The following is a 13,848-nucleotide window of genomic DNA, read 5'->3' on the forward strand; positions in this document are numbered from 1 at the left end:
TCAGCGCCGAGGTCCAGCGCTTCCTGGCCACCGTGCGCGCCGCCTGAGCGGCGCCAGAGGCCGCCACGAACGGACGGACCACGGACAGACGGACAGGGAAGGGCCCGGCGCGTTCCGGGCCCTTCGTCGTTTCGGGCTCAGCGGCTGCCGGTGCCGGACTTCGTGCCGGTGCTGCCCGAGGCGGTGCCGGATTCATGGGATCCCGCGCCCGAATGGCCGGTCGAGCCCGTGGTCGCGCCCTTCTCATGGCCGGGCGCGTAACCCGAGGCGCCGGGGGCACCGTACTGAGATCCGTTCTGCTGCATCTCCTGTCCGGGTGCGTTGTTGGCGGATCCCGGGCCACTGCCGGCGGCGAAGGCGACCGTGCTGAGGGCGAACGTGCTGGCGAGGGCGAGTGTGACGGCTTTCATGAAGAACTCCTTGCACCACTGCATTGGGGGCCGAACAACGTCGGCTCGGCGCGCGGCGTTCCCAAAAACTTCCGTGCGTCCCTGCATCGATCTTCCCTATGATGCCGGGATGAAAATCGGGCGTCGATCTTGCGGATGCGGCTTGAACAGCACGGCAATACCTGAGGCCGTGCCGTTCTTCGCGAGCCGGAGACGTTACGCCAGCGCCGCTTCCGCCTGCCGATAGGCCATCCCGTGGGCGACGTAGCCCTCGACCACCCGGGCCATCATGGTGCGTTTCTCCGCATCCAGGACCCCGAGGATGCGGGCCGGGCGTCCGCCCCAGAGATGGCCGCCCTCCAGGAGCTGGCCCGGATCGGTGGTGGCGCCGGCGGCCAGCAGCACGTCGTCGGCGATCACGGTGCCGGGGGCGACGACGCAGCCGATGCCGATGAGGCTGCGTGCACCGATGCGGCAGTCGGCGAGGCGGACATTGTGCCCGACCGTGGTGTCGCGCCCCAAGACGACGCCCTCGCCCCGGGTCCGGATGACGGTGTTGTCCTGAATGTTGGTGTTGGCCCCGACCACGATGGGACCGACCTCGGCGTGGAGGTCGCAGGAGAACAGCACCGTGGAGCCGGCCCCGAGGGCGATCCGGCCGCGCAGGCGCGCGGTGCGGGCGACGTAGACGCTGGGATCGGGGTCCGGCTCGTCGGCGGGCGGGAGCGCCGGCAGGTCGCCGGAGGCCTCGCGCAGGCGCTCCGCCTGCTCGGCGATCTGCGGCAGGCTGATCGCCCGCACCGCCTTGGCGGGGCTGCCCGCATAGGCGAAGCCGGCGGCGAGGTGCGCCCGCGGGAAGACGGTGGCCCCCGCCTCGATCAGGACACCGTTTTCCACGCTCGCCCCATCGAGTACGATGACGTCGTCCTCGATCACCACGTCCGAGCCGACGGTGCAGGCATGCACCACGGCGTTGCGGCCCACCGTCACCCGGTCGCCGATCAGGGTCGGATAGGTGTTGGTCGCAATGTGCACGGTGGAGCGGTGGCCGAGCCAGAAGCGCTCGCCGATGACGATCCGGTCCCCGTCGGCGCGGATCACGCTGTAGTCGCCGAGCCAGGCCTGGGCGCCGAGGGTGGCGTCGCCGATCACCGTGCTCGCGCGACCGCACCAGACCGGACGGGCCGAGAACACCGGCAGGGCGCCCTCATGGGGCAGGATCAGCTCTGGGGTCACGGCGAAAATGTCCTTCGCATCCCGGTGGCATCGCCGGGCGTTCGGGGGCATAGAGCGCCCGTGCCCGTGAGGTCAGGTTCGCCGGGCCTCGTCAAGGGTGTACCGCCCGAAGGCGGTCCGCCCAAGCCCCTCGCCCAAGCCCCTCACCCAAACCACCGGCCCAAGCCCCTTGCCCAAGTCCCGGTTCCGGACCTCTGCTGTCGAGCGCCTGTTTTCGCCTCCTGTCGTCAGTCGCCTTGTTCCCAACCGCCGTTCCGAGGTCAGCCCGGGGAAGCCCATGCCCGATGTCAGCATCCAGAGCGCACCCTTCGACGCGAGCGCCGAGATCGCCCGGCTCAGCCGCGATCTCGGCGGCAGCGTCGGCGCCATCGTCACCTTCACGGGCCTGTGCCGCGACGAGCGCGGCCGCCTCACCGGGCTCGAACTCGAGCATTACCCCGGCATGGCCGAGGCGGAGATCGGCCGGGTGGTCGAGACCGCGCGCGCGCGCTGGCCGCTCCAGGGCGTATGCGTCATCCACCGCCACGGACTCGTGGCCCCGGGGGAGGGCATCGTCCTCGTGGTCACCGCGTCCAGCCACCGGATCGCAGCCTTCGAGGCCGCGAGCTTCCTGATGGATTACCTCAAGACGCGGGCCCCGTTCTGGAAGCGCGAGCACCTCGCCGACGGCACCACGGGCGGGTGGGTCGAGGCGACGGAGGCCGACGACCGCGCCGCTGCGCGCTGGGACCAGGAAGCCGGCGCCCCGCGCTAGCCTTGCGCCGATGCCGACCGGTCGCGGCACCAGGCGGCGGAACCCAAGGTGAGCTGGCGACATCCTCCCGCAGGATGGGCCGGGCGCAGCGCGGACGGGCCTGCCCGGTGACCCGCCCGAAATCCGCGTGCCCGACCCGGCATGCCAGGAGCCCAAACCGTTCATGGCCATTCCCTTCCTCAGCGAGGAGCCCGCCGGTCCGCGCCCGCGCAGCTGGTCCCTGACCGTCTCCGGCATCGCCGTCGTGTCCTTCATCGCCGTCCTGGCACTCGCCTGGATGGCGGCCTCGACGCTGCTCCTCGTCTTCGCCGGCATTCTGCTCGGCGTCTTCCTCGACGGCCTGACGCGCCTTCTCGGCCAGGTGCTGCCCGCAGGCCGGGGCCTGCGCCTCAGCCTCGTCAGTCTCGTGCTCGCCGGCCTGACCCTCGCCCTGATCGCCTTCGGGGGGGCCACGATCGTGCAGCAGGGGCGGGACCTCGGCCAGACCGTGGCGTCCCAGGCCGGCACCGTGCGCGACCGGCTGAAGGATTACGGTATCGACGTGCCCGAGATCGTCCCGGGCAAGGGCGATGCAAACAAGAGCGGTGAAAACAAGGGCGGCGGGCCCAAGGACGGCGAGAACACGAGCGGAGAGAGCAAGGACGGCGCCCCCGGTGGGGACGCGAAATCCGGCGGCGGGGGCGATTCGAGTCCTCGGCGCGACGACGGTTCCCTGTCCTCGGGCCAGAAGCCCGGCGGCCTCACGGGTCTCGCTTCGGGGGCAATGAAGAGCCCCGGCTCGCTGCTGTCGGATGCCGGCAGCGTGCTCGGGCCGGCGGCCACCGTGGTGATCGGCCTGTTCAGCGCGCTCGGCAACGCCCTCGTCATCATCTTCCTGGGCCTCTCGGTGGCGGCAGATCCGGGCGCCTACCGGGACGGGCTCGTCCGCTTCGTGCCGCCGGCGCATCGCGATCGCGCCACCGCCCTCCTCGACGGCATGGGGGAGACCCTGCGCCACTGGCTCTTCGGCCAGCTCATCACCATGGCGGTGATCTTCGTCTGCACCTGGGCCGGCCTCGCCTTCCTGGGCATCGGCGGCGCCCTCATCCTGGGCCTCCAGGCCGGGCTGCTCGCCTTCATCCCGACCATCGGCCCGCTGATCGCCGGCGTCGTGATCCTGCTGGCCTCCCTGGCCTCGGGCACCACGGCGCTCCTGGGGGCCCTCGGCGTCTACCTCGCGGTGCAGACCCTGGAGAGCTATGGGCTGACGCCCTTCATCCAGAAGCAGGCCCTCGACATCCCTCCGGCCACGATCTTCGCCGGGCAGCTCGTGCTCGGCGTGATCTTCGGCCTCTGGGGCATCGCCCTGGCCCTGCCGCTGATGGCGGTGGCGAAGGTGCTGCTGGCGCAGCTCTATATCGAGGACACCCTGCACGAGGAGACGGAGGACTGAGACGCCCTTCCGGTCGTGGGGCGGGTTCGGAGCGTCCGGCGGCGGCTCGCGCCGCCGCCGGGCCTCACTCGTCCATCAGGGGATGCAGGTCGCGGACCATGCTCTTCAGGCGCTCGTCGAGGACGTGGGTGTAGATCTGCGTCGTCGAGATGTCGGCGTGGCCGAGGAGTTCCTGGACGATGCGCAGGTCCGCGCCGTTCTGCAGGAGGTGGCTCGCGAAGGCGTGGCGCAGCACGTGCGGACTGACCCGGTCCGCCCGCAGGCCGGCCGCCGCCGCCACCATCTTCAGATCGCGGGCGAACGACTGCCGGGTCAGGTGACCGCTCTCGCTGTCGGCGGGAAACAGCCAGGGGCCCTCGGCGCGCAGGTGGGCGAGGTGGTCGCGCATGGCGCTCCGGGCGATCTCCGTCAGCGGCACCAGCCGCTCGCGCCCGCCCTTGCCCTTGACCACGAGGTAGCGCTCCTTCGTGGAGGCCGCCGCCCGGGGCAGGGCGATGAGTTCCGAGACGCGCAGGCCCGTGGCGTAGAGAAGCTCGATCAGGCAGAGCAGGCGCGTGCCCCGCGCGCGCGCCGCGGTGCCGTCTCCGGTCGCGCCCTCACCGGTCGCACCTTGAGCGGTCGCACCCTGGGCTGTCGTCCCCGGGCCAGTCGCACCTTGGCGCGCCACGGCCAGCAGCCGGTCGACCTCCGCCACCGAAAGCACCTTGGGCAGGGCCCGGACTCGGCGCGGACCGCCGATCGGGGCGCTGGGGTCGTCCTCGGCCAGGCCCTCGGCGTAGAGGAAGCGGTGGAAGCCCCGGATGCAGGACAGACGCCGTGCCGCCGAAGCTGCCGAGAGGCCGCGCGTCTCGAGGTCGGCGAGGTAGGCCCGCAGGGGCGCCGCTTCGAGCGCGACGGGGTCGTGCCCGCCCCGTGCCAGGGCGGCGAGGTAGTCTGCGAGGTCGCGCCGGTAGGCCGCGAGGGTGTTGGCGGCCGCGCCCCGCTCGGCGGCGAGCATGTCGAGGTAGTCGCGGATCAGGAGGTCGCCCGCGGACATTTCGACCGCGGGCATCCCTGTGGCGGGGGTCTCGGGTCCGGGGATTTCGGCCGGAGGAATTTTGACCGCAGCGGTCTTGGCCGCCCGGTTCGGATGAGGGGTCGGTGCCCGCGTCACCGGTTCGGCGGCTGGAGCTTCGAGGCGGGGATGGTCACGCTCATCTCGCGCGGCGTCGGCACCACGAAGGTCGCCAGCGCGAACATCCCCGCGAAGGCGAGCCCGGCCAGGATGGCGAGGGTGGCGAGGAAACGGAACAGGGTCGGCACTCGGACGAACCTCGATCGTGCGGCGCTGGGGACGTGAGCGCGCCTCGGGGGCCAGATGGCTTCAGGAGCCGGATGTGGCTGACGACAAGCTTGGGGTTGCATCACGGGCCGACGCCGATGGCAATGACTTCGCGGCCACAGGCGGCGCGGCATTCCGGTGCGCGCGCCGTCCCGGGTGCTTCGCCCCCACCGGAAAACGCGCTAAGACCCGCCCAACGATGTGTAGATGAACGTGATGACCGAAGTCCCTCCTCAGGGCGGCGTCCCGCCCCCGGGTGAACCGCCGGACGCCGCCGCCGGCGGCGAGCCGATCGAACTGCGTCTCCGCCGGGCCCTCGGGCACCGGTCGATCGTGCTCGTCGGCCTCATGGGAGCTGGCAAGAGTACCGTCGGCCGGCGCCTGGCCACGCGCCTCGGCCTGATGTTCAAGGATGCCGACAACGAGATCGAGACGGCGGCCAAGCTCACGATCCCGGACATCTTCGCGATCTACGGCGAGCCGAGCTTCCGCGATGGCGAGGAGCGGGTCATCGCCCGCCTGATGCGCGAGGGCCCCCTGGTGCTGGCCACCGGCGGCGGCGCGTTCATGCGCGAGACGACCCGCGCCCGCATCGCCGAGGGCGGCGTCTCGATCTGGCTGAAGGCCGAGCTCGACGTGCTGATGCGCCGGGTCCGCAAGCGCGGCGGGCGCCCGCTCCTCCAGACCGAAGACCCCGAGGAGACCCTGCGCCAGCTCATGGCCCAGCGCCATCCGGTCTACGCCACCGCCGACGTGGAGGTGATCTCCCGCGACGTCGCCCACGACCGGGTCGTGCAGGACGTCATGGAAGCGCTCGACGCCTACCTGAACCGACCTTCGCAGACCGGGATCGCAGCCCAGTGACCGACCGCCTCACCGTGGCCGTTCCCCTCGATCAGGGGCGGGCCTACGACATCCAGATCGGCCGCGGCCTCCTCGACGAGGCCGGCCGGCACGTGGCTGCCCTCGGGGCGAAGGCGGCGGTGATCGTCTCCGACACCAACGTGGCCGCCCTCTACGGCGCGCGTCTGCAGGACGGCCTCGCGGCGGCAGGCCTGCGCTCGGGCCTCGTCACCGTAGCCCCTGGCGAGGCCTCGAAATCCTACGCCACCTACGCGGCGGTCTGCGACGGGCTCCTCGCCCACAAGGTCGAGCGCAACGACCTCGTGGTGGCCCTCGGCGGTGGCGTCGTCGGCGACCTGGCGGGCTTCGCGGCCGCCACCCTGCGCCGCGGCGTGCGCTTCGTGCAGGCGCCCACCAGCCTCCTCGCCCAGGTCGATTCCTCGGTCGGCGGCAAGACCGGGATCAACTCGCCCCACGGCAAGAACCTCATCGGCGCCTTCCACCAGCCCCGCTTGGTGCTCGCCGACACCGCCACCCTCGACACCCTGTCGGAGCGGGAGATGCGGGCGGGCTACGCGGAGGTGGCGAAGTACGGCCTCATCAACGATGCCGCCTTCTTCGACTGGTGCGAAGCGCACTGGGCCGGGATTTTCGCGGGCGGGCCGGAGCGCGACGAGGCCGTGGCGATCTGCTGCCGCTCCAAGGCCGGCGTGGTGGTGCGCGACGAGCGCGAGGACGGTGAGCGCGCCCTGCTCAACCTCGGCCATACCTTCGCGCATGCCCTGGAGCGCCTGACCGGCTACGAGTCCGCCCGCCTCGTCCACGGCGAGGCGGTGGCGATCGGCCTCGCACTGGCCTTCCGCTTCTCCGCCCGCCTCGGCCTGTGCCCGGGCCAGGACGCGGGCCGGGTCGCCAACCACCTGGCTCTGGCCGGCCTGCCGACCCGGCTCCAGGCGGTGCCCGGCGGCTGCGGCGACGCCGATGCCCTCGTGGCGGCGATGGCGCAGGACAAGAAGGTGCGCGACGGCGCGCTGACCTTCATCCTGGCCCGCGGCATCGGCCAGAGCTTCATCGCGCCCGGCATCGACGGCGCCGAGGTCCGCGCCTTTCTGAATGCCGAACTGAGTGCCGCTTGAGCGATCCCGGGACCGAGGGCCTGCATCGCCGCATCGCTGCGCTGGAGGCCGAGGTCGCCCGCCTGCGCGGCACGCCCGCGGGACAGCGCGAGGCGGAACTGCGCCTCATCACCGACGCGCTCCCGGTGCTCGTCGCCTATCTCGACCGCGGCTACATCGTCCGGTTCAACAATCGCGACTACGAGACCAGGTTCGGGCGCGGCGTCGAGACCCTGGTCGGTCGCCATGCCCGCGCGGTGCTCGGCGCCGAGATGTTCGCTCAGTCCCGTCCCGACATGGACCGGGCCCTGGCCGGCGAGACCATCGCGTTCGACGGCGTGCTTCCGGACGGGCAGGGCCGGCATCGGGCCTGCGCCATCCAGTACATCCCGCGGCGGAACGCGGCCGGCGCGGTGGAGGGCTTCTTCGTCCTCGCCATCGACGTCGAGGAGCGCCGCGCCGCCGAGGCCAGGCGGATCGCGGTGGCCGAACTCGGCGACCGGCTGCGCGACCTCGACGACACCGCCGCCATCGCGTACGCGGCCGCGGAAATCCTCGGCACCACCCTCGGGGTTAGCCGCGCCGGCTACGGCACCATCGATGCCAAGGCCGAGACCATCCTGATCGAGCGTGACTGGAACGCCCCCGGCATCCGGAGCCTCGCCGGAACCCTGCACTTTCGCGATTACGGCTCCTACATCGAGGATCTGAAGCGCGGCGAGACCGTGATCTGCAGCGATGCCGACGCCGATCCGCGCACCGCCTCCGGCGCCGAGGCCCTGAAGGCGATCAGCGCGCACTCCTTCGTCAACATGCCGCTGACCGAGCACGGCGGCTTCGTCGCGCTGCTCTATCTCAACCATGCCACCGCCCGGTCCTGGTCGCCCGAAGAGCTCGCCTTCATGCGCAACGTCGCCGAGCGCGTGCGCGCGGCCACCGAGCGCAGCCGCGCGACCTCCGCGCGACGGGTGAGCGACGCGCAGTTCCACGCCTTCGCGCAGGCGGTCCCGATCCACGTCTGGGCGGCCTCCGCCACCGGCGCCCTCGACTGGTCCAACGCCGCCTGTGCCAGCTATTGCGGCCCCGCCCGCGACGGCGTCCGCGGCGCGGCCTGGGCCGGCCTCGTCCACCCCGCGGACCGCGCGGCGGTGGAAGCCTGGGAATCCTGCCTCGAAGACGGTCGTCCCTACGCGGGCGAGTTCCGGATCCGCCGCGACGACGGAGCCTATCGCTGGTTCCTGGTGCGGGCCGAGCCGATCCGGGCGGCCGACGGCACCATCCTGCGCTGGGTCGGCACCAACACCGACATCGACGACCAGAAGGCCACGAGTGCCGAACTGGCACGCCTGAACACCAGCCTGGAGCGTCAGGTCGAGCGCCGCACCCGCGAGCGCGACCGCATCTGGGAGACCACCACCGACCTGATGGGAACGGCCGGGCTCGACGGCTACCTGAAGACCATCAATCCGGCCTGGGGCCGCACCCTCGGCTGGGACGACGACGCCCTGCTCGGCCAGCCCTTCGCGGCGCTGATCGATCCCGCCGACCATGCCGAGACGGCCGAGGTGGTCCGCCGTCTCGCGCGGGGCGAGACGGTGACCGGCTTCGTCGACCGCGTCTTCACCAAGGCGGGTGAGCGGCGCACGGTGATGTGGACGGCAGCGCCCGACGGCGAGACCTTCACCATCATCGGGCGGGACATCACGGACCAGCGTCGGACCGAGGAGGCCCTGCGCCAGGCGCAGAAGATGGAGGCGGTGGGCCAGCTCACCGGCGGGCTGGCCCACGACTTCAACAACCTGCTCACGGGGATCTCCGGCAGCCTCGAACTGCTCCAGGCCCGCATGGCGCAGGGACGGATCACGGACCTCGACCGCTACATCAACGCGGCGCAGGGCGCGGCCAAGCGCGCCGCCGCGCTGACGCACCGCCTCCTCGCCTTCTCGCGTCGACAGACCCTCGACCCCAGGCCCACCAGCGTGAACGCCCTCATCGCCGGCATGGAGGAGCTGGTGCGCCGCACGGTCGGGCCGGCGGTGACGATCGAGGTGATCGGCGCGGTCGGGCTCTGGACCGCCCTGGTCGATCCGAACCAGCTCGAGAACGCGCTCCTCAACCTCTGCATCAACGCCCGCGATGCCATGCCGGAGGGCGGTCGCATCACCATCGAGACGGCCAACAAGTGGCTCGACGTCCGCGCGGCCCGCGAGCGCGACCTGGAGCCGGGGCAGTTCCTCTCCCTGTGCGTCACCGATACCGGGACCGGCATGACGCCGGAGGTGATCGCCCGGGCCTTCGACCCGTTCTTCACCACGAAGCCCCTGGGCGAGGGCACGGGCCTCGGCCTCTCGATGATCTACGGCTTCGCCCGTCAGTCGGGGGGCCAGGTGCGGATCTATTCGGAGGTCGGCCAGGGCACGACGGTGTGCCTCTACCTGCCCCGCCACTACGGAGAGGCCGAGGCCCGCGACGGCGAGGCCGACCTCGCCCACGCGCCCCGGGCCGAGCAGGGCCAGACCGTGCTCATCGTCGACGACGAGCCCACGGTGCGGATGCTGGTGACCGAGGTGCTGGAGGACCTCGGCTACACCGCCATCGAGGCGGCGGACGGGGCGGCCGGTCTCAAGGTGCTCGAATCCGACGTGCGGCTCGATCTCCTGGTGACGGATGTCGGCCTGCCCGGCGGCATGAACGGCCGCCAGATGGCGGATGCGGGCCGGGTCGTGCGGCCCGGTCTGAAGGTGCTGTTCATCACCGGCTACGCCGAGAATGCCGTGCTCGGCAACGGATACCTTGAGCCCGGCATGCAGGTGCTGACCAAGCCCTTCGTGATGGAGGCGCTCGCCGGACGCATCAAGGAACTCATCGCCGGGACCGGAGGGGCGTGAATGGCCCGGCCCGCGACGTGGTAATCAACGGCTCGACCTGACGACATCCTCCGGCATCGGCACGCATGGAACCCCATACCGATCTCTGGCTGGCCGCGAGCATCGTGGCGATCTCGCTCCTGCTCTCGGCCTTCTTCGCGGGTGCCGAGACCGCCTTCACGGCGGCGTCCCGGGCCCGCATGCTGGCCCTGGAGAATGCCGGCGACGCGCGCGCGCGCCTCGTCAACGCCATCCTGGCGAGCCGCGAGCGCTTCATCGGCGCCATGCTCATCGGCTACAACATCGTGGCGATCGGCGCCTCGGCCTTCACCACCAGCGTGCTCACCACCCTCTTCGGCAAGAGTGGCGTCCTCTACGCCACCGGGGTGATGTCGGTCCTGGTCATCATCTTCGCCGAGGTGCTGCCCAAGACCCTCGCGATCAACAAGCCGGACAGCGCCGCCCTGGTCATGGCCCGGCCGGTGGCCTTCGCGGTGGCCCTGCTCGGGCCGGCGGCGCTCGCCATCGAGGCCCTGGTGCGTGGGATGCTCCGGCCCTTCGGCGTCCGGATCGGCGAGCGCCAGACCATTCTGTCGGCCACCGACGAGATCCGCGGCCAGGTCGCCCTCCTGCATCGCGAGGGCGGCGTGGCCAAGGCCGAGCGTGATATGCTCGGCGGTCTCCTCGACCTGTCCGACCTCACCGTCTCGGAAGTGATGGTTCACCGCACCAAGATGCGCACCATCGACGCCGACCTGCCCTCGGAGGAGATCGTGCGCGCGGTGCTAGCCTCGCCCTACACGCGCATGCCCCTCTGGCGCGGCACGACGGAGAACATCGTCGGCGTGCTCCACGCCAAGGATCTCCTGCGGGCGCTGGACGCCGCCGGCGGCGACGCCTCCGGACTCAGGGTCGAGGCCCTGGCGCTGGAGACCTGGTTCGTGCCGGACACCACCTCCCTGCGCGACCAGCTGAAGGCCTTCCTCACCAAGAAGACCCACTTCGCCCTGGTGGTCGACGAGTACGGCGAGGTGATGGGCCTCGTGACCTTGGAAGACATCCTCGAGGAGATCGTGGGCGACATCGCCGACGAGCACGATGTTACCGTGTCCGGGGTTCGGCCCCAGGGCGACGGCTCGGTGCATGCCGACGGGAGCGTGCCGATCCGCGACCTCAACCGGGCGATGGACTGGGACCTGCCGGACGACGAGGCCACCACCATCGCGGGGCTCGTCATCCACGAGGCCCGGGCGATTCCCGATACCGGGACCGCCTTCAACTTCCACGGCTTCCGCTTTCAGGTCCTGCGCAAGGCTCGCAACCGGATCACCGCCCTTCGGATCACCCCCCTTGGTCCCGGTCCGCGCAAGGCGGAGCCGTGACAACCCATCGTCCGTAGAGATTTCGACGGGCCGCGGGTGTCCAGATCTGCGTAACCCTGATCGTTTAGGATGGATTCGGACGCTGGAACGCTGTCCCGTAGAGGCGAGCGGCTTCCGACGATCGAACGCGTGAAAGGGGGGGCGGAACCGATCGATGCTGCTCGATGCCCCGACCCTCCTGCTCGTGACCGTGATCCTGACCTTCATGGTCGGAAGCCTGTTCCTGCTGTCCTGGAGCCAGGCCCGCCACGTCCACGCCCTGGCGATCTGGGGCGTCGCCCACATCACCGGTGCGATGGCCTCGGCCCTGCTGTCCCTGCGCGGGATCATCCCGGACTGGGTCTCGATCGGGGTCGCCAACGGCGTGATGATCGGCGCCTACGGCCTGATCTGGACCGGGACCCGGGCGTTCGAAGGGCGGCGCGCATGCCTCGCGCCGATCACGGTGTCGATCGCGCTCTGAGGAGCGAGCTGCCTGGTCCCGGCGTTCTTCGGCTCAGTTCCCGCCCGGGTGATGCTGGCCTCGAGCCTCGCCGGAGGCTTCTGCCTGCTGGCCGCTCGCGAGATCTGGCGAGCCCGCGCCGAACCCCTGGTGTCGCGCTATCCCGGGGTTGCCCTGTTGCTGCTCTACACCTCGGCCTACTGGATCCGCGTGCCTCTCGCGATCGTCGCGCCGCCGCAGGCCATCCCGAATCCGCTGCAGACGCCCTGGCTGACCATCCTGTGCCTTGCCGGCATGCTCTTCACCCTGGCGATCGCCTTCGTGTTCATGTCGCTGACGAAGGAGCGCGCCGAGCACCTGCAACGGCTCGCCGCCGACACCGACGCGCTGACCGGCATCCTCAGCCGGCGCGCCTTCGTGGCCCAAGCCGAGGCTGCTCTGGTGGAGGGTGGTGCCGTCACCCTGCTCCTGTTCGACCTCGACCATTTCAAGCTGATCAACGACCGGTACGGCCACGCGGTGGGCGATGGCGTCCTCGTCGGATTCTGCCACACCGTATCGGCGCTGCTGCCGGGTTCCGCGATCTTCGGTCGGATGGGCGGCGAGGAATTCGGCTGCCTCCTGCGCGGACTTGCCCCGGAGGAAGCCCTGGCCCAGGCCAAGTTCCTGCGCCGCGCCGTGGCTCGGATCGCCGTACCGGAACTGCCGCACCTCGCGATCGGCGTCAGCATCGGTCTGGCGGTGCCGGAGCAGGGCTCTGATGCCGCGGCGCCGGCACGCCGACTCGATGCCCTGCTCAGCCGCGCGAATGCCGCACTCTATCGGGCCAAGCGCAACGGGCGTGGACGGACCGAGCCCGCCTCGTACCCGCTGCGCCGGGTCGCCTGAGGCAGGTTACGGCGCCTTCTGAGCCGGGGCGGGCGCCACGGCCGGAGCGGCCGCCGTGCGCTCGATCTTGGCCCCCTCGCGCAATTTCAGGATCAGGTCCTGCTGCGCCTTCCGAGTCAGGTACTGGTCCACCTGCTCCTTCATCTCATCGAAGGTCGGAACCGGCTTGGTACGCTTCTCCTCGAGCTTGATCACGTGCCAGCCGAACTGGGTCTTGACCGGGTCGGAGACCTGCCCCGCATTCATCTTGAAAGCGGCCTCGGCAAAGGGAGCAACCATGCGCTCCTTGGTGAACCAGCCGAGGTCGCCGCCCTCGGTCTTCGAGCCGGGATCCTTCGACACCTCGGCCGCGACGCGAGCAAAATCCTCGCCGCCCTTGATCCGCGCGGCGATCTTCTTGGCCTCGTCCTCGCTCTCCACGAGGATGTGGCGGGCATGCACCTCCTCCTCGGGCTTCATCGCCTTGACGGTCTGGTCGTAGAGGGCCTTGGCGGCTTCCGGCGTCGCCGCCTTCTTGGCCTCGCGCTCCAGGTACTCGTCGAGGAGGAGCTTGTCCTTGAAGTAGGCGAGCTTGCGTTGGAAGTCCGGCGAATCACTGACCTTAGCGGCTTCCGCTGCCTGAGCCCCGACCTTGAGGTCGATCATGTAGTCGACGAGGAGCGACTTCTTCTGGGCGTCGTCGACACCGGGCAAGGAAAGGGCGGGATCCTCGGCCGCGATGGCGAGGTCTCCCGCGGTGATCGGGGCCCCGTTCACCTTCGCCACCACGGTCTCGGGAGCGACCGGTGCCGCAGCCGGCGCCGGAGCAGCCGGCGCCTGTGCCTGTGCCTGTGCCTGTGCCTGGGCCGAGGCCAGCGGCAGGCCGAGTGCCAGGGCAACAGCGCCCGTGCGCAGGAGGCTGGAGCGCGAAAGGGACTTGATCATCGTCATGGAGGCGTCCTTGGGAGCGCCGCCCACGTCCCGGCGCAGGTCCGGTCGGAGGTCGTCGCAGGGGCAGTCGAGAGAGGTGCGGCCGGGGGCCGCGGATTTTCCGCGTCATCAGGTGGCGCGTGCACTCCCCGATGGCAAGCACGGCCGCAGCATCGCGCGGTCGAATCCCGGCGCGCGTTCGTCGCGCACGTGAGGCGCCTTCCCGCTGTCCCTCTCCGTCGCTCCGATCGCTGCGTCGGGCGATCACGA

13 protein-coding genes are annotated in these 13,848 nt (G+C 71.0%); 8 read left to right on the forward strand and 5 right to left on the reverse strand.

What is annotated here, in order from left to right; all coding sequences use genetic code 11:
- Window positions 1–137: 137 nt before the first annotated feature.
- The gene (locus CRT23_RS00005) at window positions 138–410 is read right to left on the reverse strand and encodes a hypothetical protein (RefSeq protein WP_082512846.1); all 273 of its coding nucleotides are present in this window, start codon (window positions 408–410) and stop codon (window positions 138–140) included.
- Window positions 411–605: 195 nt separating this feature from the next.
- Window positions 606–1,625: a gamma carbonic anhydrase family protein gene (locus CRT23_RS00010; protein WP_103708510.1), complete on the reverse strand. Its 1,020-nt coding sequence runs from the start codon at window positions 1,623–1,625 to the stop codon at window positions 606–608.
- A 277-nt stretch (window positions 1,626–1,902) separates the two neighbouring features.
- Here CRT23_RS00010 and CRT23_RS00015 point away from each other — a divergent pair, with 277 nt between their 5' ends.
- The gene (locus CRT23_RS00015) at window positions 1,903–2,379 is read left to right on the forward strand and encodes a molybdenum cofactor biosynthesis protein MoaE (RefSeq protein WP_103708140.1); all 477 of its coding nucleotides are present in this window, start codon (window positions 1,903–1,905) and stop codon (window positions 2,377–2,379) included.
- A 163-nt stretch (window positions 2,380–2,542) separates the two neighbouring features.
- Entirely contained in the window at window positions 2,543–3,811 is a 1,269-nt protein-coding gene (locus CRT23_RS00020; protein ID WP_103708141.1) for an AI-2E family transporter, read from the forward strand.
- A 64-nt stretch (window positions 3,812–3,875) separates the two neighbouring features.
- Here CRT23_RS00020 and CRT23_RS00025 read toward each other — a convergent pair whose 3' ends face one another.
- Both CRT23_RS00025 and CRT23_RS00030 read right to left on the reverse strand, forming a co-directional pair.
- The gene (locus CRT23_RS00025) at window positions 3,876–4,847 is read right to left on the reverse strand and encodes a site-specific tyrosine recombinase XerD (RefSeq protein ID WP_181017212.1); all 972 of its coding nucleotides are present in this window, start codon (window positions 4,845–4,847) and stop codon (window positions 3,876–3,878) included.
- Window positions 4,848–4,960: 113 nt separating this feature from the next.
- Window positions 4,961–5,113, reverse strand: a complete 153-nt coding sequence (locus CRT23_RS00030; protein WP_055946764.1) for a hypothetical protein — start codon at window positions 5,111–5,113, stop codon at window positions 4,961–4,963.
- Window positions 5,114–5,348: 235 nt separating this feature from the next.
- On the opposite strand from CRT23_RS00030, the gene CRT23_RS00035 reads away from it, so the two are divergent.
- From CRT23_RS00035 to CRT23_RS00055, 6 genes are all read left to right on the forward strand, one after another.
- Window positions 5,349–5,996: a shikimate kinase gene (locus CRT23_RS00035; protein WP_055948604.1), complete on the forward strand. Its 648-nt coding sequence runs from the start codon at window positions 5,349–5,351 to the stop codon at window positions 5,994–5,996.
- On the forward strand, window positions 5,993–7,111 hold the full coding sequence (gene aroB / locus CRT23_RS00040; protein WP_103708143.1) for a 3-dehydroquinate synthase: 1,119 nt from the start codon (window positions 5,993–5,995) through the stop codon (window positions 7,109–7,111). Before CRT23_RS00035 ends, aroB begins: the two co-directional genes overlap by 4 nt.
- A complete protein-coding gene (locus CRT23_RS00045; protein ID WP_103708144.1) occupies window positions 7,108–9,978 on the forward strand; it encodes a PAS domain S-box protein in 2,871 nt (956 codons plus the stop codon). The genes aroB and CRT23_RS00045 overlap by 4 nt, the downstream gene beginning before the upstream one ends.
- Before the next feature lie 65 nt (window positions 9,979–10,043).
- A complete protein-coding gene (locus tag CRT23_RS00050; protein ID WP_103708145.1) occupies window positions 10,044–11,339 on the forward strand; it encodes an HlyC/CorC family transporter in 1,296 nt (431 codons plus the stop codon).
- A 154-nt stretch (window positions 11,340–11,493) separates the two neighbouring features.
- Entirely contained in the window at window positions 11,494–11,802 is a 309-nt protein-coding gene (locus CRT23_RS29015; RefSeq protein WP_245435868.1) for a hypothetical protein, read from the forward strand.
- Between the two features lie 51 nt (window positions 11,803–11,853).
- A complete protein-coding gene (locus CRT23_RS00055) occupies window positions 11,854–12,669 on the forward strand; it encodes a GGDEF domain-containing protein (protein ID WP_245435870.1) in 816 nt (271 codons plus the stop codon).
- Window positions 12,670–12,675: 6 nt separating this feature from the next.
- Here CRT23_RS00055 and CRT23_RS00060 read toward each other — a convergent pair whose 3' ends face one another.
- Window positions 12,676–13,599, reverse strand: a complete 924-nt coding sequence (locus CRT23_RS00060) for a peptidylprolyl isomerase (protein ID WP_245435872.1) — start codon at window positions 13,597–13,599, stop codon at window positions 12,676–12,678.
- Window positions 13,600–13,848 lie beyond the last annotated feature (249 nt).

It is taken from the genome of Methylobacterium sp. V23 (genome assembly GCF_002917135.1).
Lineage (GTDB): Bacteria > Pseudomonadota > Alphaproteobacteria > Rhizobiales > Beijerinckiaceae > Methylobacterium.

Coding starts and splice junctions, on each gene's coding strand:
- CRT23_RS00005 (WP_082512846.1), bottom strand. CDS start 410: ATGAAAGCCGTCACACTCGCCCTCGCCAGCACGTTCGCCCTCAGCACG.
- CRT23_RS00015 (WP_103708140.1), top strand. CDS start 1,903: ATGCCCGATGTCAGCATCCAGAGCGCACCCTTCGACGCGAGCGCCGAG.
- CRT23_RS00020 (WP_103708141.1), top strand. CDS start 2,543: ATGGCCATTCCCTTCCTCAGCGAGGAGCCCGCCGGTCCGCGCCCGCGC.
- CRT23_RS00025 (WP_181017212.1), bottom strand. CDS start 4,847: ATGTCCGCGGGCGACCTCCTGATCCGCGACTACCTCGACATGCTCGCC.
- CRT23_RS00035 (WP_055948604.1), top strand. CDS start 5,349: ATGACCGAAGTCCCTCCTCAGGGCGGCGTCCCGCCCCCGGGTGAACCG.
- CRT23_RS00050 (WP_103708145.1), top strand. CDS start 10,044: ATGGAACCCCATACCGATCTCTGGCTGGCCGCGAGCATCGTGGCGATC.
- CRT23_RS29015 (WP_245435868.1), top strand. CDS start 11,494: ATGCTGCTCGATGCCCCGACCCTCCTGCTCGTGACCGTGATCCTGACC.
- CRT23_RS00055 (WP_245435870.1), top strand. CDS start 11,854: ATGCTGGCCTCGAGCCTCGCCGGAGGCTTCTGCCTGCTGGCCGCTCGC.
- CRT23_RS00060 (WP_245435872.1), bottom strand. CDS start 13,599: ATGACGATGATCAAGTCCCTTTCGCGCTCCAGCCTCCTGCGCACGGGC.